Annotated in this window: 20 protein-coding genes; 4 read left to right on the top strand and 16 right to left on the bottom strand. The window is 59.6% G+C overall.

The window, feature by feature from the left end; genetic code table 11:
* Positions 1 to 57: 57 nt before the first annotated feature.
* From ACFZPT_RS14075 to ACFZPT_RS14005, 15 genes are all read right to left on the bottom strand, one after another.
* Entirely contained in the window at positions 58 to 1,533 is a 1,476-nt protein-coding gene (locus tag ACFZPT_RS14075) for a sigma-54 dependent transcriptional regulator (protein ID WP_034099504.1), read from the bottom strand.
* Between the two features lie 169 nt (positions 1,534 to 1,702).
* Entirely contained in the window at positions 1,703 to 1,999 is a 297-nt protein-coding gene (fliT, locus tag ACFZPT_RS14070; RefSeq protein WP_034099506.1) for a flagellar protein FliT, read from the bottom strand.
* A 25-nt stretch (positions 2,000 to 2,024) separates the two neighbouring features.
* Positions 2,025 to 2,414: a flagellar export chaperone FliS gene (gene fliS, locus ACFZPT_RS14065; RefSeq protein WP_034099507.1), complete on the bottom strand. Its 390-nt coding sequence runs from the start codon at positions 2,412 to 2,414 to the stop codon at positions 2,025 to 2,027.
* Positions 2,415 to 2,542: 128 nt separating this feature from the next.
* A complete protein-coding gene (gene fliD, locus ACFZPT_RS14060; protein ID WP_099312004.1) occupies positions 2,543 to 3,910 on the bottom strand; it encodes a flagellar filament capping protein FliD in 1,368 nt (455 codons plus the stop codon).
* Between the two features lie 83 nt (positions 3,911 to 3,993).
* Positions 3,994 to 4,338, bottom strand: coding sequence for a flagellar protein FlaG (locus ACFZPT_RS14055; protein WP_034099511.1), 345 nt, complete (start codon positions 4,336 to 4,338; stop codon positions 3,994 to 3,996).
* 76 nt (positions 4,339 to 4,414) lie between these two features.
* On the bottom strand, positions 4,415 to 6,124 hold the full coding sequence (locus tag ACFZPT_RS14050) for a flagellin (RefSeq protein ID WP_034099513.1): 1,710 nt from the start codon (positions 6,122 to 6,124) through the stop codon (positions 4,415 to 4,417).
* Between the two features lie 277 nt (positions 6,125 to 6,401).
* Positions 6,402 to 7,331 carry a ketoacyl-ACP synthase III gene (locus ACFZPT_RS14045; RefSeq protein ID WP_099312002.1) on the bottom strand — a complete coding sequence of 310 codons (930 nt, stop codon included), beginning with the start codon at positions 7,329 to 7,331 and terminating at the stop codon, positions 6,402 to 6,404.
* Positions 7,332 to 7,611: 280 nt separating this feature from the next.
* Positions 7,612 to 9,222 (bottom strand): flagellar hook-associated protein 3, encoded by a 1,611-nt coding sequence (locus ACFZPT_RS14040; protein ID WP_040269028.1) that lies wholly within the window; start codon positions 9,220 to 9,222, stop codon positions 7,612 to 7,614.
* Between the two features lie 14 nt (positions 9,223 to 9,236).
* The gene (flgK, locus tag ACFZPT_RS14035; RefSeq protein ID WP_034114744.1) at positions 9,237 to 11,282 is read right to left on the bottom strand and encodes a flagellar hook-associated protein FlgK; all 2,046 of its coding nucleotides are present in this window, start codon (positions 11,280 to 11,282) and stop codon (positions 9,237 to 9,239) included.
* Between the two features lie 10 nt (positions 11,283 to 11,292).
* Positions 11,293 to 12,564 (bottom strand): flagellar assembly peptidoglycan hydrolase FlgJ, encoded by a 1,272-nt coding sequence (gene flgJ, locus ACFZPT_RS14030; protein WP_099311999.1) that lies wholly within the window; start codon positions 12,562 to 12,564, stop codon positions 11,293 to 11,295.
* Between the two features lie 4 nt (positions 12,565 to 12,568).
* Positions 12,569 to 13,657 (bottom strand): flagellar basal body P-ring protein FlgI, encoded by a 1,089-nt coding sequence (locus ACFZPT_RS14025; protein WP_034099860.1) that lies wholly within the window; start codon positions 13,655 to 13,657, stop codon positions 12,569 to 12,571.
* 27 nt (positions 13,658 to 13,684) lie between these two features.
* Positions 13,685 to 14,380, bottom strand: coding sequence for a flagellar basal body L-ring protein FlgH (flgH, locus tag ACFZPT_RS14020; RefSeq protein ID WP_034099521.1), 696 nt, complete (start codon positions 14,378 to 14,380; stop codon positions 13,685 to 13,687).
* 52 nt (positions 14,381 to 14,432) lie between these two features.
* Positions 14,433 to 15,218, bottom strand: a complete 786-nt coding sequence (gene flgG, locus ACFZPT_RS14015; protein ID WP_034099522.1) for a flagellar basal-body rod protein FlgG — start codon at positions 15,216 to 15,218, stop codon at positions 14,433 to 14,435.
* A gap of 68 nt (positions 15,219 to 15,286) precedes the next feature.
* Positions 15,287 to 16,027, bottom strand: a complete 741-nt coding sequence (locus ACFZPT_RS14010) for a flagellar basal body rod protein FlgF (protein ID WP_034099525.1) — start codon at positions 16,025 to 16,027, stop codon at positions 15,287 to 15,289.
* A gap of 471 nt (positions 16,028 to 16,498) precedes the next feature.
* Positions 16,499 to 18,061 carry a sigma-54-dependent transcriptional regulator gene (locus tag ACFZPT_RS14005; RefSeq protein WP_099311997.1) on the bottom strand — a complete coding sequence of 521 codons (1,563 nt, stop codon included), beginning with the start codon at positions 18,059 to 18,061 and terminating at the stop codon, positions 16,499 to 16,501.
* A 258-nt stretch (positions 18,062 to 18,319) separates the two neighbouring features.
* Here ACFZPT_RS14005 and phhA point away from each other — a divergent pair, with 258 nt between their 5' ends.
* From phhA to ACFZPT_RS13990, 3 genes are all read left to right on the top strand, one after another.
* Positions 18,320 to 19,111 (top strand): phenylalanine 4-monooxygenase, encoded by a 792-nt coding sequence (gene phhA / locus ACFZPT_RS14000; protein WP_099311995.1) that lies wholly within the window; start codon positions 18,320 to 18,322, stop codon positions 19,109 to 19,111.
* A gap of 99 nt (positions 19,112 to 19,210) precedes the next feature.
* Complete coding sequence (locus ACFZPT_RS13995) at positions 19,211 to 19,567, top strand: 4a-hydroxytetrahydrobiopterin dehydratase (RefSeq protein ID WP_379555414.1); 357 nt, start codon at positions 19,211 to 19,213, stop codon at positions 19,565 to 19,567.
* Entirely contained in the window at positions 19,567 to 20,760 is a 1,194-nt protein-coding gene (locus ACFZPT_RS13990; protein ID WP_099311993.1) for an amino acid aminotransferase, read from the top strand. The genes ACFZPT_RS13995 and ACFZPT_RS13990 overlap by 1 nt, the downstream gene beginning before the upstream one ends.
* 120 nt (positions 20,761 to 20,880) lie before the next feature.
* Here the strand turns inward: ACFZPT_RS13990 and ACFZPT_RS13985 are convergent, their stop codons facing one another.
* A complete protein-coding gene (locus ACFZPT_RS13985; RefSeq protein ID WP_034099534.1) occupies positions 20,881 to 21,699 on the bottom strand; it encodes a UDP-2,3-diacylglucosamine diphosphatase in 819 nt (272 codons plus the stop codon).
* Between the two features lie 137 nt (positions 21,700 to 21,836).
* Here ACFZPT_RS13985 and ACFZPT_RS13980 point away from each other — a divergent pair, with 137 nt between their 5' ends.
* A complete protein-coding gene (locus ACFZPT_RS13980) occupies positions 21,837 to 22,586 on the top strand; it encodes an AraC family transcriptional regulator (RefSeq protein ID WP_034114747.1) in 750 nt (249 codons plus the stop codon).
* Positions 22,587 to 22,635: the final 49 nt, after the last annotated feature.

Genomic DNA, 22,635 nt, shown 5'->3' with positions numbered 1-22,635 from the left:
AGCAATACCCGTGCCTAAAAAAATAGGCTTAGTTTTCAGTCAGTTGAAAAACAGGCGTCAATCATCCGCCTGTTCGTCACCTTCGCGGCGGCTCATACCGTACTTGCGCATCTTCTCCACCAGGGTGGTACGACGAATGCGCAAGCGCTCGGCGGCACGGGCGACAATGCCACCGGCATCGTCCAGGGCTTGTTGGATCAGGCCCTGCTCCAGGTTACCGAGGTAGTCCTTCAGGTCCAGGCCCTCCGGCGGAAGCATGGCAGTGGAACCGAAGTCCGGGGTGTGGCCGTTGATGGCGACCCGTTCTTCCATGTCACTGCGCAGACTGTCGACCAATTGCTCATCTTCGTCGTCGACATAGCGGAATTTCTTCGGCAGCTCGACCACGCCGATCACACCGTAGGGGTGCATGATCGCCATGCGCTCCACCAGGTTGGCCAGCTCACGCACGTTGCCCGGCCAGCCGTGGCGGCACAGGGACATGATTGCGGCGGAATTGAAGCGAATCGAGCCACGCTTTTCGTGTTCCATGCGCGAGATCAGTTCGTTCATCAGCAGCGGGATGTCTTCCACGCGCTCACGCAGCGGTGCCATCTCGATGGGGAATACGTTGAGGCGATAGTAGAGGTCTTCGCGGAAGCTGCCGATCTCGATCATGCTTTCGAGGTTCTTGTGGGTCGCGGCGATGATGCGCACGTCCACGCTCTGGGTCTTGTTGCTGCCCACGCGCTCGAAGGTGCGCTCCTGCAACACACGCAGCAGCTTGACCTGCATCGGCAGCGGCATGTCGCCGATTTCGTCGAGGAACAGAGTGCCGCCGTTGGCCAGCTCGAAACGCCCAGCACGGCTGGTAATGGCGCCGGTAAAGGCGCCCTTCTCGTGACCGAACAGCTCGCTTTCCAGCAGCTCTGCCGGAATCGCCCCGCAGTTGACCGGTACAAAGGGCCCGTCGCGGCGCTTGGAATGGTAATGCAGGTTGCGCGCGACCACTTCCTTGCCGGTGCCCGACTCGCCGAGGATCAGCACGCTGGCGTCAGTGTCGGCCACTTGCTGCATCATCTGGCGCACGTGCTGGATGGCGCGGCTGGTGCCGACCAGGCTACGGAACAGGTTGGGTTCGCGATGACGACCGCGCTCGCGAGCCTGGTCGTACATCTCGCGATAGACCTGGGCACGGTGCAGGGAATCAAGCAATTTGCTGTAGCTGGGCGGCATTTCCAGGGTGGAAAGGACACGTCGGCGCTGGTCTTCGGGCAGGTCGAGCGAAGAATTTTCGCCCATCAGCAACACGGGAAGGAACTCATCCCAGGTAGACAGTGTCTTTAACAAGCCCAAAACAGCGCCAGGAGCGTTTACCGTCCCGATCAGCACACAAATGACTTCACGGCTCGACGACAACGAGCTGACCGCCTGCTGCCAATCGTGGCTGCCGCAGGGCAAATTTTCTTCGCCGAGAAAATTCAAAATCACCGCTAAATCGCGGCGGCGGACGCTATCGTCATCAATCAGCAGAATTTTGGTTTCACGCCACATGCAATAGCAACTTCCCTAGTAAAACTTCCTGCCCAAGTGTAAGGGCAATCGAGACGGCTGTAGGACTTCTTACTCTATAGACGTCTGAACTCTGAAAACAGCACTAGTTAAGTCAAAAAAGCTGGCACGGTCAAATTTATGACGCGCCGGTCGGATTAACTGCGTCTGTTCAGCCGAACAGATGGTAGACCTTTGACGCATTCTTCGCTTGGTTGATCTGCGACATCTCTTCGAAAATCGCCTGGCGCTCGCCGGTCGTTACCTCCAGCAATTGCTGGTAGACCGCCAGCAGACTCTCCAGCTTCTCACGCAGCGCATCTTCGTCCACAGGGGCTTCGCTGAGCACCTCATCAATCACCGCACGGCAACCCAGATCCAACTCGCTGACAGCCTCCCAGTTGCGCTCAGCCAGCGCGCCGATCAGGGCTTCGCGGGTCTCGTCAATACGTTGCAGTGCGTGGCTCATGATGTGTACCTCTAGGCGGTCCGCCTTATTGTGGAGCAATGGCATCCCAGCCAGTCTTGACGGTGATCAGCAGACGCGCGACTTCGTCGATCATCTCGGCGTCATTGACCTGATTAGCCTCGACCAGACGATTACCCATGTAGTTGTACAGCGCGTCCAAGCGCTGAATCGCTTCCGGATCTTCGGCCTTCTCCGGCTCCAGGCCATCGCGCAGGCCGGAGATAATTTCAATGGCCTTGCCTAGCAACAGCCCTTTCTGGGCGATATCACCGCGACTCAACGCGCCCTTGGCCTGCGCCATACGATCCAAACCACCCTCCATCAGCATCTGCACGAGGCGATGCGGGCTGGCCTCGGAGACCTGAGCATGGGAATTGACCTTCTGGTACTGGCGAAGGGCTCTCATCGGGTTCATGTTGCTACCTCGTAACGGGCTACAATCGAATAGGGTTGCTTAACCAGTTTTTCGACCATGGCGACAAAAACTTTAATCCAGAACTGTGCGACAAAGCCCTGGATCAGGGCTTTTAGGCGCACCGACTATCAGCTCGACTTCGGATTGTTCAGCGAGTTGAGGGTGGTCATGATGCTGGAGCTACTGGCATTGATCTGCGCGATCATGGTGTCCATCGCGGTGTACTTGGCGGTCAGGGACTTTTGCAAGGCGTCCATGCGTCGTGTCAGATCCGCCGTCTGGGTGTTCAAATCCGTCAACTTATTGTTCAAGTCGGTCGCACGGGCTGCCAAGGTGCCAGTGGTGCCCACGTAACTGTTGGTCGCCTTGTTCATGCGTGTGATCAAGCCAGTGTCGCCGGTAAACAGCTTGGCAATATCGCCTGCGCCCTTGACCACCGCTTTGTCCCAGGTCTTATCGTCCAGGCTCAACAGCCCGGTTTTCTGATCCGTGGTGATACCCATCTGCGCCAAGCTGGTCATGGTGCCGGCGCCAGAGCCGTTGACCAGTTCGGAGCGCAGGCTGTTGACCAATTGACGCATCGACGCGTCGCCCGTCAACGCCGCGGCTGTGGTGGTCGAGGCATCCCCGGTAGCCGTGACTTTGGTCTGGGTGTTGATCGCGGTCATCAGCGTGTTATAGGCACTGACGAAGGACTGCACCGACGTCTTCAATGTATCGGTATTGCTGGCCACGGTGATGGTCGTCGGCTTGGTCGTATCGATCGTGTCCAGCAGGTCCAGGGTCACACCACTGATCGCAGAGGTGATCTTATTGGTGTTCGACGACATTTCAACGCCATCGATTGAATACTTGGCGTTGGTGGGGGCTTTGCCTTTGTCGTAGCCTGTGGCCAGTTCGGAATCACCGCTGAGAGTGATGTCGGTACCATCCCCCATGGTGGTCGAGGTCAGCACCAGACGCGCACCGTTGGAGTCACTCAGCACGTTGGCACTGATGCCCTGAGCCGAGAGCTGGGTGTTGATCGTCTCACGCACTTGCTGCAAGGTCGCGCCGCCGGGAATTACCACGTCATAGCTTTTGCCCGACTGATTGATCGTCAGCGTCTGATCTCCGTCGGTGCTGTTGGCCTTGCCAGAAGCGCCGTCCGCATTCATCGCCGTAGTGACTTTCGACGCGGTCGCCAGGTTGGTGACTTTCAGCACGTATTTGCCGCTGGATGCACCGTCCCCCAGAGTGACCTTGATGTTCTTCTCCTCCGAAGAGGAGGCCGACAGCCCGTTAAACGCCGAGGCATTGTTCAACTTGGTGATCGCCGCCTGGTAGGCTTCCAACGCCGTCTTGACCGAGCCAACAGCCGACAACTGGACGGTGGCTGCTTTCTGTTCGTTGGTGATCTGCTGCTGCTTGGGCGCCTGCTCAGCCCCCACCAACGCTTTGACGATAGCCTGCGTGTCGTAGCCCGAACCTGGGCCGGAAATCGTTGAACTAGCCATTTGCCATTCTCCTTGTCCTGCAGCGGCCGTTTTTTTGGCGCTCGCGTGCTCTGACCGCAATCAGAAACATGTTTCGTGCCAACTCACGCCTTGCTGTCAAACAGCACGCTGCTGGCATCGCTCAGATTCTGCGCCAACTTCAGCGCGGTCTCCGATGGAATTTGTCGAATTACTTCGCCACTGTCCGTGGCAATCACCTTGACGACCACTTTGCCGGTGGTGTCATCGATGGAAAAATCCAGATTGCGCTGTGAAGCCTGCACAAACTCTCGTATATCAGTCACCGCTTTTTCCAATGCCACGCGCTGGGGCTCTTCACCCTTGACCGGTTCACTGGGGGCCGCAGGCTTGAACGGTGTTACAGGCGCACTACTGGCCTGGGTAATACCAGCCGGGTAAGACGCGTTAAGCTTGATGCTCATGTCCATGTCATCACCTCCAAACTGAAAAAACGGAAGGGCACGTTGTTAAACGCACCCTCCCGTTATTTAACCGCTACCGCTATTACTGAAGCAGCTTCAGAACAGAGGAAGGCAGTTGGTTGGCCTGGGACAGGATCGCAGTGGAAGCCTGTTGCAGGGTTTGTTGCTTGGTCAGTTCAGCAGCTTCAGAAGCGAAGTCGGCGTCTTCTACGCGGCCTTTGGCAGCGGAGGAGTTCTGCGAAATGCTCTGCAGGTTGGCCACGGTGCTGGCGAAGCGGTTTTGTACGGCACCCAGCTGCGAACGCTGGCTGTCGATCTGCTGCATGGCGTCGTCCAGAGCCTGGATAGCCTGCTGCGAAGAAGCGGCAGTCAGGATGTTCAGGTCGGAAACGCTGGTTTCCATAGTGACGGCGGTTTTAGTACCGGCCGCAGCAACAGTGGTCAGACCCAGTGCCGCCAGGCCAGTACCGGCGCTGCCGTCCTTGATGGTGATGTCTTTGTCGGCGAACAGGTTCAGGGTGCCGTCAGTATTTTTGCTGGCCTGTACACCAGTGCTGGCGCTGTTGATCGAAGCTACGATCGCGTCGGAGGTGTCACCTTTCTTGAACTTAACTTCAACGCCGTTTACGTCGATGGAAGTGTCGGCAGTCAGTTTGGCTTGGGTAGTACCAGCCGACAGACCCAGTTGCGATAACGAGCCGGCAGAGGTGTTAGCCAGTTTGATGTCGTCACCGTTACCAGAGGTCAGCTTGACGCGACCATCAGTGAAAGTGGCGGAAGCACCGTTAGCAGCGCCACCAGCAGCAGTGGTCAGCTTGGTCAGGACGCTGGCCATGGTGTCATTTTTTGCCCAGGTTACAGCGTTGCCGTTGACTGTTACTGCACCGGCCGCACCCAAGTTGCTCGACACAGCGGTGGTGCCTGCAGTCAGACCCAAGCTAGCCAAACCAGCGGTGGCACCGCCAGTTGCGGAGGCTGCCAGCACGATAGGGCTGGTCGACGAAAGGCTCACAATGCCAGCAGCATCAGCAGAAGCGGTAACGCCAGTCTGAGCGGTTTTAGCGTTGATGGCGGTAACAGCAGCATTACCGGCAGGAGCGCCAGCACCGGCGGCAGACAAGGTAATTTCAGTACCGTTAATCGTGAACGCGTCGGTTGCCAGAGTCGCAGTGGCCGCGGCGCTGCCTACTACAGTCGCTTTGTCAGTCAGCACTGAACCAGTAGCGGTAGCAGCCAAGCCAGTCAAGGCAGTACTGTTTACGCTAGCTTCTTTGTAGTTACCTTTCAGCGCAGTCGAGCTGATATCGGTCATGCCGAACGAGATAGTCTCGTTGGCGTTGGCGCCGATCTGGAACGCTACGTTGTTGAACGAGCCGTCCAGCAGGTTACGACCACCGAAGGTAGTGGTGCTGGCGATACGGTTCAGCTCGCCCACTTTAGCGGTGAATTCTTGCTGCAGGGAAACACGGTCAGCGTCGCTCTTATCACCGTTCGCCGCTTGCAGGGCGAGTTCACGCAGACGCTGCAGGGTGTTGGTGGATTCTTGCATCGCGCCTTCAGCGGTCTGGGCAATCGACACGCCGTTGTTGGCGTTGGAGATCGCAACGTTCAGGCCTTTGACCTGGTTGTTCAGACGGTTGGCGATCTGCATGCCAGCAGCGTCGTCTTTAGCGCTGTTGATTTTCAGACCGGAGGACAGACGGTTCATCGACTGGCTCAGAGCGTCGGAAGCTTTGTTCAGGTTCTTCTGGACACCCAGGGAAGTGATGTTGGTGTTTACTGATAATGCCATGACGAAATCCTCGTTGGTATTGGATACTGCGGCTTCCGGCCCTGGCAACCGCCGGGTGTGGCCTAGAGAACCTACGTAATAGTTATCGTCGTGGTAGCCGGTTGCTTGAGGGTTTTTTTGATTTTTTTTACTGGCGTGGTGCCACCCCTTGTAATTCAAGGGTTTAAGCCGGGTTTTAACGCCGATTTTGGTGGCTTTTCTGGCGCCAAATAAAAAACGCCGATGATCTTTCGATCATCGGCGTTTGCTTTTGCGGTGAACGCAGTCTAAAGACGCGTCACGGACGATGCAGAATCGCCGAGCCCCACGACAGGCCCACACCGAATCCACTGATCGCCACACGCTTCCAGGTGGCGTCCATCACGTGCTTTTCCAGCAGCAACGGAATGCTCGACGACACGGTGTTACCGGTCTCGACCATGTCCTTGATGAACTTGTCCACCGGCGCCTCTTCGAAGCGACGGGCCACGGCGTCGACAATCGCCGCACTGCCCTGGTGAATGCAGAACGCGTCGATGTCATCGGCCTTGAGGTCCGACTCATTGAGCAGCTCGTGCAAATGCGCCGGAACTTTGAGCAAGGCAAAGTTGAACACCTGGCGACCGTTCATGAAGAACACGCCATCGCTGACCTTCAGGTGCGGTGCGCCGGAACCGTCGGTGCCGAACTTGGACTTGCCCAGCAGCCACGAGGCGTCTTCGCCCATCCAGGTCGCAGTGGCGGCGTCGCCGAACAGCATGGTGGTGTTGCGATCTTCCGGGTCGACGATCTTGGAGTACGGGTCGGCGGTGACCAGCAGGCCGTTTTTCAGGCCGGCGGCTTCCATGAAGCCTTTCATCGCGTAGATGCCGTAGACATAACCGGAGCAGCCCAGGGAAATATCGAACGCGGCGACGTGGGTCGGCAAGCCGAGTTTGTCCTGGACGATGGCGGCTGTATGGGGCAAGCCCTCTTCGTCACCGTTCTGGGTCACGACGATCAGCGCGTCAATCGACTCGCGCTTGAGATCCGGGTTGTTGGCAAACAAGGCGTTGACCGCTTCGACACACAGATCTGAGGTTTCCTGCGTGGCTTCCTTGCGCGGCAGGAACGCCGAACCGATCTTGCCAATGATGAACTCTTCATCCTTGGCGAATTTGGCACCCTGGGCGTAGTTATCGATACCGTCCGCCGGCACGTAACTGGCGATGCTTTTTATGCCAATCATTGTGGCTTCCCAATACTAAATAGCTGGAGAACACCCCACGGCCGACGCCTGGAGTGCTGACAATAAAGGGGGTAACCCCATAAAAATCCCGCTGAAAGCCGCCCCGCAAGGACCCTGAGACGACTTATCCTTTTCACACGATACAGTGAAGATGCGCTTTATGACTCACAGGTCACTCAATTTTCTCCGGTTTATGCAAAACCTTTAAACAATTGAGCCCCCTGAAACGACAGCGGCCCCGCCTGTTTCCAGGCGAGGCCGCTGTGCTGATGCGGTGAAGTCACATTTTGTTGAACAGGCTCAACTGCGAAATCTTCACAAAGGCCAGCTGCGAGGCTTGCAGCATGGTTTGTTGCAGACTCAGATTGATAGCGGCATCCGCAAAATCGACGTTGCCCAATGCGTTCATGGTGGTGGCGTTGGCCAGGCTCAAGCTGGTGTTCTCTTGGGACTGGATATCCATACCATTCAAGCGAGCACCGATGGCGCCGCGCACCTGGTCGATCTGACTCTTGGCGTTGGTCAGATTACCGATGGAACGGGCGACCACATCCTTGAGTTCTTTCTGAGCCGCCGGTTTTCCGTCCGAGGGCGTCTCTAGGATTTGGCGCAAATGGCTGAGAGTGTCGAGCACGTTCTCGTTTTTGTTGCTGGTGGCGCCAATCACAAACTGGTCGCCATCACCCGGTGGCGGCGTGGTCGTGACGTCAAATGTCACACCCGCCGCGCTCAAGGTTGTGGCGCCGGCGGCCAGGGTGCCGCTGGCGATGGACTTGCTATCCGAGCTATACGGCTGTGCATACACATTGTAATCACCCGCCGCGCCGAACTTGATGACCATACCAGCGTTGGGGAAAGTGCTGGCATAAGCCGCCGAATCACTGACCGTACCACCGCTTATTTGAGCCGTGGTCGGGTTGCTGGGAGTGCGCGAAACACTGAAGGTGTCCGGTTTGATCGACAGGCTGAACTCGCGGTCTTTGACAACCGCATCCGCCGGTGCGCCGGGCAACACGTCTTTACCCAAAGCGTCCTTACCCAGGTTCAGGCCGATGTCGAACTTCACGCCACGCAGATTGATGGTCGAGGCGCCCTCTTTGGTGGCATCGAACGTGCCGTTACCCGGAATCTCGGAGGTGATGTCTTTGCCGGTGTTGTCGCTCACCGTGTATTGAGTGCTGCTGACAAAGGTCAGCTTGTATGGCTGCCCATCGGCAAAGCTGCTGTCATAGCTGGTCTCGGCAGCGATCAACCCCGCCGATATAGTGACCTTGCCGTCATCGACCGCAGGCGGCACAAGAATCGGCGCGGTCTGGGTGCGACCCGTGTTCGCGGAGCTCTCGAGCATGCTTTTGGCGGTGTCGCCCATCGAGACGGAAATATTCTCGGCGATCTTCAGGCTCAACGGGATGTCGTCGCCCTGATAACTGTAGGTGCCGTTATTGTTGCGCGTATAGGGCGGCGTGTCGGTCTTGCTTCCGGAAAACAGGTAATTGCCCCCGGCATCCTTAGAATTGAGCAGGCCCAGTACCTGATCCTCAATGGCACCGACCTCGGCCGCAATCGATTTGCGGTCCGCATCACTGATCCCGACATTACCGGCCTTCAGGGCCAGTTCGCTGGCCTTTTGCAGGGCGGTGTTGATGTTATCAAGAACGCTATCTTCGGTTACCAGCGAGTTCTTCAGGGTATCGATGTTGCCATTGAACTGCGACAGCATGTCTTTCTGCTGCTGCAACATCAGCAACCGCGCCGCCGCCACAGGATCATCCGCCGCGGTCTGCACGCGTACGCCGGAGCTGGCCTGATCCTGAGCCTTGACCACACTAGAGTAGTTGGACTGGTACTTGGCGGAGCTGGTCTCGAAATACTGCTGTGTGGAAATACGCATCGTCCCGGCCTCCCTTAAAGAGCATTGATCAGTGTGGTGAAGGTTTCTTGCGCGGCCTTGATAATCTGGGACGACGCGGTGTAATACTGCTGGAACTTGATCATGTCGCCCGCCTCGTCATCCAGGTTAACCCCTGACACTGAGTTGCGCGCTTCCTTGTTGGCGCTGAGCAACGCGCCAGTAGCCGTGGTATCGACCCCCGCCTGACTGGCCTTGGAACCGACTTGAGAAACCAGGCGACTGTTGGCCGCCACCAGGCTTACGCCGACATTGCCATCGTTCATGCCGACGCTGGCCTTGGTCTGCAAGTTGAGCAGTTCCTGCGCGTTCCGGCCGTCCGATTTGCCACCGCTGTTGAACGCGAACGTGGTGCTGTCGCCCGCGGCCGGAGAACCGTTCACGGTAGTGTCGAATTTGAAACTCTTACCCGGAATGGCAGCTCCCGAAGCGTCTCGCATCGGAACATCCACGGTGATCTTGTTGCCCTGCCCCGGAATGATGCTGCCGGTGCCGATCGGGTTGCCTTGCGCATCGTTGACGGTATAGGGCTGAGTGCCGTCAGCCGCCGGTTTGCCAAACACCATTTTGACCGGCATCGAGTTCTCGATACCCGCGCGCAACTGTGCGGTGTCTGCCCCGCCATGAATATCCAACGGTACAGTCAAGGTGGGCTGGGTAAACGTGCCAGTGCCACTGTTGGTCGTACTACGAGTACCAGACAGCGGGCCGGCGAACGCCAGCTTATTCGCGTCAGAAAGCGCCACGCCGATGCCACTGGCGCCCGTAGCGGTGGGGCTGACCTTGAAACTGTCTCCGACTGCCACAGGGCCCTTGCCGTCCAGAGACAAGGTAAATCCATCGATCTGGGTCGGCGGCGTAGCTGACAGATCGATAATGCCCAGGGCTTTGCCGTCCGAACGCACCACCGTCGCTTTATTGAGGTTGGTGCTGTCGTTGAAGGTCACTTTGTAATCGAAGGTCGAGAGCTTACTGCTGTCGCCAATCGACACATTCAGGTTGCCGGAACCGCTGCTGTTGCCGGCGGTAGCCTGGCTACGGGAGGCGATAGCAGTTGCACTATTGATGTCGTTGAACAACGACACACCAAAGTCACCGTTCAAATCCAGACCTTGGCCGAGCTGATTGTTCAGGGTATCGGCTGTCGCAATAGCGATACGCCCCAAGTCATTGATAGCCGGCATCAAGGCATCACTGCGATAGCGCAACAGGCCACCGATGCTTCCGCCACTGATTACCGCGCCAAGATCCAGTGTCGTTCCGCTCACATTCAACTGGATCGTATATTGACTGTTATCCGTGCTGCTCGGCACTGCCGTAATCGTATTGGACAACCCGCCCTCAACCAGCGACTGACCGCTGCCGGTGGTCACACTGAACTGACCGTTCTTCTCGGTGGCGGTGACCCCGATCAGTTCATTGAGCGAACGCACAGCTTCGCTACGCTGGTCCAGCAGGTTGGCCGGAGCGGTGCTCGATGAACCCTGCACTTGAGAGATTTGCCGGTTGAGCGCAGCGATCGAAGAAGTCAGTTGGTTGACCTGATCACTCATGGTACTCAACTGGCTGTTGATGGTTTCTTTCTGCTGCGTCAACTGGGTGGAGATGGAGTTGAAGCGATTGCTCAAAGTCTGGGCATTGCTCAGCAGCAGTTGGCGCGCCGACAGATCGCTAGGGTTGGAGGATGCGGTCTGCAGCGTGGCGAAGAAGGTGCTGAGTACCGATGACAGACCGGTGTTCTTATCCGATAGCACTTTATCGACAGCACTGATTTGGTCTTGGTAGGCGCGGGCGTCATTATTCAATGCCGTACTGTTCTGGTACGCCGTGTCCAGGTACTCGTTGTAGACACGCCGTACATCCGCCAGCGTGGTGCCGCTGCCGATGAATACGCCGCCGAACTGGTTCGACGCGCTAGCGTTCTGGATAGTCTGCTGACGCGAATAGCCTGCGGTATTGGCGTTGGCGATGTTGTTACTCAAGACCGACAACGATCCTTGAGCGGCGTTAAGCCCCGACATCCCGATATTGAGCAAACTCATGGTTCAGACCTTATAAAAGAGTGGTCGCGCCCGCGGCGGCGTAGTTCTGGTAACTGTTCATCGAATGGGCGATTTGCGAGATCTTGTTGGCGTAGTTCGGGTCGGTGGCGTAACCGGCTTTTTGCAACTCGCGTACAAAGCGTTCTGGGTTATCGGCCGATTTCACCACGTCTTTATAGCGATCGTTGCTTTGCAGCAACGTCACCAGGTCGTGGAAGCTGTCCTGGTAGGAGTCGTAGGAACGGAACTGCGCCGTCTCCTTGACCATCGCCCCGTCGCGGAACTCGCTGGTGATCGCGCGAGCCTGGCCGCCCTGCCAACTCTTGCCGGCCTTGATGCCGAACAGGTTGTGGCTGCTGCTGCCGTCTTCTGCGCGCATCACCGATTTGCCCCAACCGGTTTCCAAAGCGGCCTGGGCCACCAGGTACTTCGGATCGATGCCGATACGCTTGGCGGCCGCTTCGGCCATCGGCAGCATGGTGGCGACAAATTCGTCCTGGGAGCTGAAGGCTTTCTTGGCCGGCGCCAATGGTGGCTGGGCCACGGCGCGGCCATAGACCTGCATGCTGCCGTTGGCCGCGGCAACACTGCGTGCGCCGCTGTTGATCACGTTGTCTTGCAGGGCGCTGTTGCGCAGCGGCGCGGCCTTGGCCTCGGTGGCGACCTGGGTGCTCGGCACGATGCCGGCCAGCAGGCGATCGGTCAGCTTGCTCGGCAAGGCGATACGGCGCTGGTTCATCAGCTCCATATCGTTGCTGTGAGTGGCAGCAGCACCGGCTTGAGGCTCGGCGACACGGAACGCCCACAACGGACGCTGACCATTGGAGCGCCCCAGCGGGCCATCGGCCTGGGTGCCGGCGGCGATCTCGGTCGGCACATCGACTTTCTTGACCGCCTCGACCGCAGCCGGGCCCTGCAAGGTGGCCGCCTGGGCGTCCACCGGCTTGTTCTTCTGCATCTGGCGCATCAGCACGTCGGCCAGGCCGATGCCGCCGCCCTCGCGGGACAGCGAGACCGCCAATTGCTGGTCGTACATTTCCTGGTACTGCTTGGCCGCCGGGGTGTTCATCGGGTTGTCTTTGCCCAGCGCCTCGGTGGCCGAACGCATGGACTTGAGCATCTCGCTCAAAAACAGCGACTCGAACTCCTGCGCCACTTTGCGCATGTTGCCTTCGCTGTTTTTGTCAGCACCGACCTTGAGCTGGTTAAGCCGGTTCAAGTCGGAGTAAGACCCCGAGTCCGCCGAACTGACAATCCCGCTTTTGTGCATATCCATGGCCATGGCCTCAGATCACGATCAGGTCGGCTTGCAAGGCGCCGGCCTGTTTCAAAGCTTCAAGGATCGCCATCAAGTCGCCGGGCGCCGCGCCCACCTGGTTCACCGCGCGGACAATCTCGTCCAAGGTGGTGCCGGGGCCGAATTTGAACATCGGCTTGGCTTCTTGCTGAGCGTTAACCCGCGAGCGCGGCACCACTGCGGTCTGGCCGTTGGACAACGGCCCCGGCTGGCTGACGATCGGGTCTTCGGTGATGGTCACCGTCAGGCTGCCGTGGGTTACCGCCGCCGGCGAGACTTTGACGTTCTGGCCGATCACGATCGTGCCGGTACGCGAGTTGATGATGACTTTGGCAACTGCCTGGCCCGGGTCGACTTCCAGGTTTTCCAGGATCGACAGGTAATCGACGCGCTGGCTGGGGTCCAGCGGCGCGGTCACACGGATCGAACCGCCGTCGATGGCCTGGGCCACGCCTGGGCCGAGCATGTCGTTGACCTTGTCGACCACGCGCTTGGCGGTGGTGAAGTCCGAGCGATTGAGGTTCAAGGTCAGGCTGTTGCCCTGGTTGAAACCGCTGGGCACGGTGCGTTCCACCGTGGCCCCGCCAGGGATACGACCGGCCGACGGCACGTTGACGGTGATCTTGGAACCGTCGCGACCTTCGGCGTCGAACCCGCCCACCACCAGGTTGCCCTGGGCAATGGCGTAAACGTTACCGTCGATACCCTTGAGGGGCGTCATCAGCAACGTACCGCCACGCAGGCTTTTGGAGTTACCGATGGACGACACGGTGATGTCCACCACCTGACCCGGCTTGGAGAACGCCGGTAGATCAGCACTGATCGACACCGCCGCGACGTTTTTAAGCTGCACGTTGCCCGACCCCGGCGGCACTTTGATGCCGAACTGCGAGAGCATGTTGTTGAAGGTTTGCAGGGTGAACGGGGTCTGGGTGGTCTGATCACCTGTACCGTTGAGCCCCACCACCAGGCCATAGCCGATCAACTGGTTGGAGCGCACGCCGGAAATGCTGGCGATGTCCTTCAAGCGTTCGGCCTGGGCGACGGCGCTCAAGGAAAGCAACAGGGCCGCCGCCATCAGCTGTTTGAATTTCAAAGTGGCCACCTAGAAAGGGAACAGCGGGCTGAGGAAGAAACGGTCGAACCAACCCGGCTGGCTAGCATCGGCAAACGAACCCGTCCCCGAGTAAGTAATGCGTGCATCGGCGATTCGCGTCGACGAAACGGTGTTGTCGGTAGAGATATCGTCGGCGCGCACCATGCCGGCAATCCGCACCAGCTCGTCGCCGGTGTTGAGGGTCATCCACTTCTCACCGCGTACGGCGATGATGCCGTTGGGCAATACATCGGCCACGGTCACGGTGATCGAACCGGTCAGGCTGTTGCCCTGCCCCGCCGCACTTTTGCCACTGGTCGCACGGTCGCCGCTATAGCCAGCGTTGAGGCTCAAATCGCCGTCACCCAACGGGTTGTTGGTGTTAGGTACGGCACCGAACAACGAGGTCAGGCCAATGCCTGCCTTGCTGGTCTTGCCGACCTGGGAGTTGGCGTTCTTGCTGGCCTGGGTCTTCTCGTTCAGGGTGATGGTGATGATGTCACCGACCCGGAAGGCCTTGCGGTCGCTGTACAGGTTCTGTTCGAAACCGGCCTGGTAGATCGAGCCATTGTTGGCCGCCGCCGGCAGCGGCGTGCGTGGCAACACCGGCGCGTAGTACGGGTCATTGGGTTTTGGCGTCGGGGCGACACAGCCCGCGAGCACGGCAATCCCACTCAATGCCAGAACGGAAACATAGCGATTCATGACCCTTACCTCACGGTGTTGCAGACGCTTTCAGGGCGCCCCATAGACTTGATTACAGATTCTGCGTTACGAACGAGAGCATCTGGTCGGCGGTGGAGATCACCTTGGAGTTCATCTCGTAAGCGCGCTGAGTGGTGATCATGTTGACCATCTCTTCCACGGTGCTGACGTTGGAGGTTTCCAGGGTGCTTTGCAGCGTGGTACCGAAACCGTTCAGGCCAGGGGTGCCGATCTGTGGCGCGCCGCTGGAGGCGGTTTCCAGGAACAGGTTGTTGCCCATGGCCTGCAAGCCGGCCGGGTTGATGAAGTCGGCGGTCTGCAGGTTGCCGATCACTTGCGAGGCCGGGTTGCCGGCCACGGTAATGGACACGGTGCCGTCGTTGCCGACGGTGAAGGTCTTGGCATCGGCCGGCACTACAATCGCCGGTTCCAGGGCAAAACCGTTGGCGGTGACGATCTGGCCGTTGGAGTCCAGGTGGAATGTACCGTCACGGGTGTAGGACGTAGTGCCGTCCGGTTGCAGGATCTGGAAGAAGCCACGGCCGTTGATGGCCATGTCCAGCGGCTGACCGGTTTGTTGCAGGTTACCGGCGCTGAAGTTCTTCTGGGTGCCGACGATCTGCACACCGGTACCCAATTGCAGGCCCGACGGCAGCTCGCTGTCCTGGGTCGACTGAGCGCCCGGCTGCTTCTTGATCTGATAGAGCAAGTCCTGGAACTCGGCGCGGTCACGTTTGAAACCCGTGGTCGATACGTTGGCCAAGTTGTTGGAAATGGTGGTCAGGTTGGTGTCCTGGGCGGACAGACCGGTTTTGGCAACCCATAGAGCCGGAAGCATGCTGTTCTCCTTCGTGCGCCTGTTTGTTGGCGCTGCGCTGCGAAATTAGTGGTTCAGTGAAACCGCGATCAGCTCATCTGCATGACGCGTGTCATGGCCTGGTCGTCTTCCTTGGCGCTGTTCATCATTTTGATGTGCAGCTCGAACTGCTTGGAAAGCGCCAGCACCGCCGTCATTTCTTCCACGGCATTGACGTTGCTCGCCTGCAGGAACCCCGAGGTCAGCCTGACGCCTGCGTCGGCCTGAGCCGGCTGGCCATCCTTGGTGTGGATGGTGCCATCCAGGCCCTTATTCATGTTCTTCAGGTCCGGCTGAACCAGCTTGATGCGGTCCACTTCGGCCATCACCCGTGGGCCTTCGCCCATGGCACGGATGCTGATGGTGCCGTCGGCGCCCACTTCGATCTTCTGCTGCGGCGGCACCGCGATAGGGCCGCCGTTGCCCATGATCGGCATGCCGTTGCCGGCACGCAGCACGCCCAGGGCGTCCACGTTCATGCTGGCGCTGCGCACGTAGGCTTCGCCGCCATCCGGAGTTTGTACGGCCAGCCAGCCATCGCCGTTGACAGCCACATCCAGGTCGCGACCGGTTTCGATCATCGCGCCAGGCGTGAAGTCGGTGGCGGGACGCTCAGTCAGGGCGAATGCCCGCGCCGGAAAGCTGTCACCGAACACCGGCATCGAACGCGCCTGCTCCAGGTCGCGTTGGAAACCGTTGGTGGAAATGTTCGCCAGGTTGTTGGCATGGGCCTTCTGCGCCAGCGCATTCTGGCTGGCGCCGGTCATTGCCACATAAAGGTACTTGTCCACGCTCTTTCCTCTTTATGACGGACGCTTGCCGCCCACCGCTGTACTGATGAGGCTTAAGCAATTAGCGAACCAACTTTTAAAAAGTCAGGAAAGTTCAGGCGGGACGGGGGTTTGCGGGCTGCCTTCACATTTTTCAGGAGAGGAGAGAGTCGAAAAAACGGCGGACTACTGCCGCTTACGGCAAGGGCCGCCTTACGGGTGACAGAGAACCCATTTGGGGAGGGGCGGTGCGACGATTCGAATTGCCCCCGATGGAGGTGGGTCAGTGACAGATGGGCTGACTGACCCAGCGCCATCGGGGGCAAGCCCCCTCCCACATTTTGAGCCGGTTCTTCCAGTTAATAATGAGGAGGGCGTTTGGATCCGCATATTGGCGCTGACTTTTTAGTCATTGCCCCCTCTCGCCTTAACTGACTGGCATTAGGGCTTGCCTTGCCCCTCCCACATTTTTGCCCACGTTGTGTCGGTTGATTATTTATCGGTCTTGAGGATTTCGTAATCGCGCAATTTATTGGCGATGGTGGTGTGGGACACGCCCAGGCGCTTGCCCAGCTGTCGACTGCTGGGATGTTCGACATACAGGCTTTCCAACACCGCTTTCTCGAAGCGCCCGACAATCGCCTCCAAACCGCCGTCCAGGGAAAAATCGCCAAGGGGCTGACGCACGCCGTAATCCGGCAGACGAATATGCTCGACCTTCACCGTGCCGCCGTCGCACAAAGACACAGCCTGGAACAGCACGTTTTCCAACTGCCGCACATTCCCCGGCCAGTGATAATGGCGGAGGCGCTCCATCGCCGCCGGTGCCAACCTGGGCAACGGGCAGCCGATCTGGCGGCTGGCCTGGTCAAGAAAATGCTCCACCAGCGGCGCCAGGCCATCCAGGCATTCGCGCAGCGGTGGGATATGCAGCGACAGCACATTGAGGCGGTGGTAGAGGTCCTGGCGGAATTCGCCGCGCGCGCAGAGTTCGGACAGATCCACCTGAGTCGCGCAAATCACCCGCACATCCAGGTACACCTCTTCGTCACTGCCGACGCGGCGGAAGCAACCGTCCTGCAAGAAGCGCAGCAATTTCACCTGCAGGCGCGCGCTCATTTCGCCCACACCGTCGAGAAACAACGTACCGCCCGCAGTCAGCTCCAGCAGCCCCAACTTGCCTTCCGCCCGGGCGCCTTCGAACGCGCCGGGGCCGTAGCCGAACAGCTCGGTCTCGGCCATCGACTCCGGCAGGCCGGCGCAGTTGAGGGCCATCAGCGGCGACTGCCCGCGCGGACTGGCCAAGTGGCAGGCGCGCGCCAACAGTTCTTTGCCGGTGCCGGTCTCGCCTTCTATTAATAGCGGCGCGTCCAACGGGGCCATGCGCCGTGCTTCACGCACCACGGCGGCCATCACCTTGGAGCTTTGGAAGATGCTGTCAAAGCCGCGCAGTTCCTGCTTGCGCACGTTGTAGATGCGCTCGCCGACCCGGTCCGCACGATGCAACGTCAGCACGGCGCCGGCCATGGCTTCACTGTCATCGTGTTCGGAGGATTGCAGCGGCGCGATATCCGCCAGGAACACGTCGCCCTTGACCTTGACCCGCAGGCCGTTGATCCGCGACTTGCTGGCGCGCACCAGTTCCGGCAAATCGAAATCCTCGGCGTAGCGTGACAACGGAATGCCCGGCACCTCGTCCACCCGCACCCCCAGCAACTGCGCCGCCGCACGGTTGGCGGCGACGATGGAGCCGCCCATGTCGATCGACAGCACCGGAAACTCCAGGGCGCCCAGCAAGGCATTGAGTTCCATGTGTCGCCGCTCGCTGGGCATCAGCCCTACCCGCTTGACCCCAAACACCCCGGCAATCGCCTCGAACTGCGGGCGCAACGCCTGAAATTGCATATTCACCAGGTTCGGACAGAACAGGTAGATAGCATTGCCGTGCTCACCGCCCACCTCGCCTTTGGCAACGTTGACGCCGTATTCCACCAGGAGGTTGAGGATGTCCCGCAGGATGCCGATGCGGTTCTGGCAATGCACTTTGATACGCATGAATGAGGCCCGAAAAGAGGGAAGGCGCCGCGTCTTTTTGTCGCTGGGCGCAGAAAGTCGTCAAGATTATGTGACAGCCGGACTGCTTTTCCCAGCCCAACACTAAGAGCAGGTCGTCAATCGTAACGAATACTTTACAAAAAACGGTAAATTTTCCTACGTAGCACTGCCACAGGTGGCTGGCATCCGCACGCCATCGGGTTATCAATAGGCCTATCGCAGGACATAACAAGAACGAATGCCTAGCAGGAGAGCCGTATGAAGCAGACGCACTACGTGGCCCGCGAGCCCGATGCGCATGGGTTTATCCACTATCCGCCGGAAGAACATGCGGTATGGAACACCCTGATCACGCGCCAGTTGAAAGTGATCGAAGGTCGCGCCTGCCAGGAATACCTGGACGGCATCGACAAGTTGGGCTTGCCCCTGGACCGCATCCCGCAACTGGGCGAGATCAACCAAGTGCTGGCCGAGACCACCGGTTGGCAAGTCGCTCGCGTGCCGGCGTTGATTCCCTTCCAAACCTTCTTTGAATTACTCGCCAGCAAGCAGTTTCCGGTGGCGACGTTTATCCGCACCCGCGAAGAACTGGACTACTTGCAAGAGCCGGATATTTTCCACGAGATCTTCGGCCACTGCCCGCTGCTGACCAACCCTTGGTTCGCTGAATTCACCCACACCTACGGCAAACTCGGGCTGGCGGCGACCAAGGAGCAACGGGTCTACTTGGCGCGGCTGTACTGGATGACCATCGAGTTCGGCCTGGTGGACACGCCGGCTGGTCGGCGCATCTACGGCGGCGGGATTCTGTCGTCGCCCAAGGAGACGGTGTACAGCCTGTCCTCCGAGCCCGAGCATCAAGCCTTCGACCCGCTGGAAGCGATGCGCACGCCGTACCGCATCGACATCCTGCAACCGTTGTACTTCGTGCTGCCCGACCTCAAGCGTCTGTTCGAGGTGGCGCAGGAAGACATCATGGGCATGGTCGAGCGTGGCATGCAGTTGGGTCTGCACGCGCCGAAATTTCCGCCCAAACCAAAGGCTGCTTGAACCGTGCCTTTTAAGGCCAGGTGAGTCTGTTCCCTGGCGCCGCGTTGCTTTAGGGTGACGCCACTGACCTTCACTTATTCGAATTCAGGACATTTCCACATGACCACCTTGAACCAAGCCCACTGCGAAGCCTGCCGCGCCGATGCCCCGCAAGTCAGCGATGAAGAACTGCCGGTACTGATCAAGCAGATCCCTGATTGGAACATCGAAGTGCGCGACGGCGTGATGCAGCTGGAAAAGGTTTTCCTGTTCAAGAATTTCAAATTCGCCCTGGCCTTCACCAATGCCGTGGGTGAGATTTCCGAAGTCGAAGGCCATCACCCGGGCCTGCTCACCGAATGGGGCAAAGTCACCGTGACCTGGTGGAGCCACTCCATCAAGGGCCTGCACCGCAACGACTTCATCATGGCCGCGCGCACCGACGAAGTGGCCAAGACCGCCGAGGGCCGCAAGTAATGCATTTCGATGCCATTGGCCGCGTGCCCGGCGACCCGATCCTCGGGTTGATGGACCTGTACGCCCAGGATGCCAACCCGCACAAGTTCGACCTGGGCGTAGGCGTCTACAAGGACGACCAGGGCCTGACGCCAATTCCGCCGTCGGTGAAGCTCGCCGAACAGCGCCTGGTAGACCAGCAAACCACCAAGACTTACATCGGCGGTCATGGCGACGCCGCGTTCGGCCAGCTGATCAGCGAACTGGTGCTGGGCGCCGACTCCGCGCTGTTGCACGGGCGTCGTGCCGGCGCCACCCAGACCCCGGGCGGGACCGGCGCGCTGCGCTTGAGCGCCGATTTTATCGCCGCCAACCTGCCAGGCCGTGGTGTCTGGCTGAGCAACCCGACCTGGCCGATCCACGAAACCATCTTCGCCAAGGCCGGGCTCAAGGTCAGCCATTACCCCTACGTGGGCGCCGATAACCGCCTGGATGTGGCGGCGATGCTGGCGACCCTCGCCACCGTGCCGGAAGGCGATGTGGTGTTGTTGCATGCCTGCTGTCATAACCCGACCGGCTTCGATCTGTCCCACGACGATTGGCGCCAGGTGCTGCAGATCGTGCGCGAACGCCACCTGCTGCCGCTGATCGACTTCGCCTACCAGGGCTTCGGCGATGGCCTGGAACAGGACGCCTGGGCCGCACGCCTGTTTGCCGCCGAATTGCCGGAAGTACTGATCACCAGTTCGTGCTCGAAGAACTTCGGCTTGTACCGCGACCGCGTCGGCGCATTGATCGTGTGTGCGGCGGATGCCGAGAAGCTGACGGATGTGCGCAGCCAATTGGCGAATATCGCCCGCAACCTGTGGTCGACCCCGCCGGATCACGGCGCGGCCGTGGTGGCGACCATCCTCGGCGATGCCCAGCTCAAACAGCAGTGGAGCGCAGAAGTCGAAGCCATGCGTGGGCGCATCGCGCAGTTGCGTTCCGGGCTGGTGGAGGCCCTGGCGCCCCATGGCTTATCCGAGCGATTCGCACACATTGGCGTGCAACGTGGGATGTTCTCCTACACCGGCCTGGGTGCCGAGCAGGTCAAGCAACTGCGCGAGAAGCACAGTGTGTATATGGTCAGTTCGGGGCGGGCCAATGTGGCGGGGATTGATGCGACACGCTTGGCGTTGCTGGCCGAGGCTATTGCCGACGTCTGCAACTGAACACTGCGCATCTAAGTCAGTCACCGGTTGACTGATACACCGCTATCGGGGGCAAGCCCCCTCCCACATTTGGTCGCATTCCAATGTGGGAGGGGGCTTGCCCCCGATGGCGATCTGAAGTTACAGAAGGTGTGCCTGAGCCACCTCAGCCTTCAGTTGCGCTTCTTTGGCCTGGGCATCCGCCAGCCGATACAACTCGATACTGCCATCCCAGTGCTCGATCAGCGCCGTGCAAGACTCCACCCAGTCCCCGCAGTTGAGGTAATCCACCTCGCCCACTTTGCGAATCTCCGCATGGTGAATATGCCCGCACACCACCCCATGCAATTCACGCCGGGTCACTTCGTGGGCGATCGCTTCTTCGAAATCGCTGATAAAACTGACCGCCGTCTTGACCTTGTGCTTGAGGTACGCCGACAGCGACCAGTAACCATAGCCATAGCGCGCACGCCAGTGGTTCAACCAGCGGTTCAAGGTCAGAGTGAATTCGTAGGCCGAGTCGCCGAGAAACGCCAGCCAGCGATGATAACGGGTAATCACGTCAAACTGATCACCGTGGATCACCAGCAGGTGGCGCCCGTCAGCGGTCACATGCACGGCTTCGTCGACCAACTGGATATTGCCCAAGATCAGCTTGGAATAACGGCGCAGGAATTCATCGTGGTTGCCGGTGACATAGATCACCTCGGTGCCGCGCTTGGCCATGGTCAACAGGCGGCGGATCACGTTGGTGTGCGCCTGGGGCCAGTACATGCCGCCGCGCATTTTCCAGCCGTCGATAATGTCGCCCACCAGGTAGACCTTATCGGCGTGATAGCCCTTGAGGAACTGCGAAAGATGGTCGGCCTGGCAATCCCGGGTGCCCAGGTGCACATCGGAAATCCACAGGGTACGCACCCGTTGTTTGCGGCTGGGCTTGGCGAACTCGGCACTGGTCATGGGCATCCCTCGACGGTGTTTTCGCGAGCTTGCGCCATGGCGGTTAATGGCCCATGACAAGTGTGGGTCAGTCTGATGACAGCGACCGGCGCCCACGATGCGTTGTAGACTGACGCCTCGCCGTCCAGGAGACCGTGATGAGACCGTCCCTTACCCTACGCCACTACCTCGAAGCGCCCATCGCCCACAGCCATGCGCATGCGCAGTTGGTGTTCGGCCTGTCCGGGCATCTGGATCTGGAGGTCGATGGCCGTGGCAGCCAAGTGCGCGAAAGCAGCGTGATGGTACTGCCCTTCTCTGCCCATCACGCCTGCGGCAGTCGCGATGGCAGCCGCTGCCTGGTGCTGGACGTACCCACCGAACATTGGCTGCTGCAGTCCCTTGGCGAACATGCCGACGCGAGCCGACGCCTGCTCGACCAACCCGCGCGCCTGGCCCTGGATGCACGTCAGCACCAGTTGGTGCAGTGGCTGGCCCACAGCCCAGTGGACGACCCGCTGATCGTGCAGCAAGGTTCGGTGTTGCTGCTGGCCAGCCTCAATTCTGCGCAACCCCAGCCCGTGCCAGGTCGACGCTTGCCCTATCCGGCCTTCAATGCCCATATCGAACGGCACGTGGCGCACCCCCTGCAAGTGGCCGATCTGGCGCGCATCGCCGGGCTGTCGGTGGCGCGCCTGCACGCGCGGTTCGTCGCCGAGTGCGGGCAGACGCCGATGGACTACATCCGCAGCCGACGCCTGCATAAAGCCCTGAGTCTGCTGCGCGATACCGCGCTGCCCATCGGTGAAGTCGCCGAGCGGGTCGGCTATAGCTCCCAGAGCGCGTTTGCCGCCGCTATGTCCCGTGAGTTCGGCGCGTCTCCCGGCGCGTTGCGGCGCTCGCCTTAGGGCGAGTCCTGCGCTAAAACGCGCGAGCCTCACGACAGACGCCAGCCAT

The organism is Pseudomonas sp. MD330_10 (assembly GCF_042610415.1).
Lineage (GTDB): Bacteria > Pseudomonadota > Gammaproteobacteria > Pseudomonadales > Pseudomonadaceae > Aquipseudomonas > Aquipseudomonas rhodesiae.
The sequence above is the reverse complement of the archived record's forward strand: the minus strand, read 5'-3'. Positions and strand labels throughout refer to the sequence as shown.

Bases quoted from the DNA above. Each gene is read 5' to 3' on its own strand.
- ACFZPT_RS14075 (WP_034099504.1), bottom strand. From the start codon at position 1,533: ATGTGGCGTGAAACCAAAATTCTGCTGATTGATGACGATAGCGTCCGC.
- fliT (WP_034099506.1), bottom strand. From the start codon at position 1,999: ATGAGCCACGCACTGCAACGTATTGACGAGACCCGCGAAGCCCTGATC.
- fliS (WP_034099507.1), bottom strand. From the start codon at position 2,414: ATGAACCCGATGAGAGCCCTTCGCCAGTACCAGAAGGTCAATTCCCAT.
- fliD (WP_099312004.1), bottom strand. From the start codon at position 3,910: ATGGCTAGTTCAACGATTTCCGGCCCAGGTTCGGGCTACGACACGCAG.
- ACFZPT_RS14055 (WP_034099511.1), bottom strand. From the start codon at position 4,338: ATGGACATGAGCATCAAGCTTAACGCGTCTTACCCGGCTGGTATTACC.
- ACFZPT_RS14050 (WP_034099513.1), bottom strand. From the start codon at position 6,124: ATGGCATTATCAGTAAACACCAACATCACTTCCCTGGGTGTCCAGAAG.
- ACFZPT_RS14045 (WP_099312002.1), bottom strand. From the start codon at position 7,331: ATGATTGGCATAAAAAGCATCGCCAGTTACGTGCCGGCGGACGGTATC.
- ACFZPT_RS14040 (WP_040269028.1), bottom strand. From the start codon at position 9,222: ATGCGTATTTCCACACAGCAGTATTTCGAGACCAGCTCCGCCAAGTAC.
- flgK (WP_034114744.1), bottom strand. From the start codon at position 11,282: ATGAGTTTGCTCAATATCGGGATGTCGGGGCTTAACGCCGCTCAAGGA.
- flgJ (WP_099311999.1), bottom strand. From the start codon at position 12,564: ATGGCCATGGATATGCACAAAAGCGGGATTGTCAGTTCGGCGGACTCG.
- ACFZPT_RS14025 (WP_034099860.1), bottom strand. From the start codon at position 13,657: ATGGCGGCGGCCCTGTTGCTTTCCTTGAGCGCCGTCGCCCAGGCCGAA.
- flgH (WP_034099521.1), bottom strand. From the start codon at position 14,380: ATGAATCGCTATGTTTCCGTTCTGGCATTGAGTGGGATTGCCGTGCTC.
- flgG (WP_034099522.1), bottom strand. From the start codon at position 15,218: ATGCTTCCGGCTCTATGGGTTGCCAAAACCGGTCTGTCCGCCCAGGAC.
- ACFZPT_RS14005 (WP_099311997.1), bottom strand. From the start codon at position 18,061: ATGCGTATCAAAGTGCATTGCCAGAACCGCATCGGCATCCTGCGGGAC.
- phhA (WP_099311995.1), top strand. From the start codon at position 18,320: ATGAAGCAGACGCACTACGTGGCCCGCGAGCCCGATGCGCATGGGTTT.
- ACFZPT_RS13995 (WP_379555414.1), top strand. From the start codon at position 19,211: ATGACCACCTTGAACCAAGCCCACTGCGAAGCCTGCCGCGCCGATGCC.
- ACFZPT_RS13990 (WP_099311993.1), top strand. From the start codon at position 19,567: ATGCATTTCGATGCCATTGGCCGCGTGCCCGGCGACCCGATCCTCGGG.
- ACFZPT_RS13985 (WP_034099534.1), bottom strand. From the start codon at position 21,699: ATGACCAGTGCCGAGTTCGCCAAGCCCAGCCGCAAACAACGGGTGCGT.
- ACFZPT_RS13980 (WP_034114747.1), top strand. From the start codon at position 21,837: ATGAGACCGTCCCTTACCCTACGCCACTACCTCGAAGCGCCCATCGCC.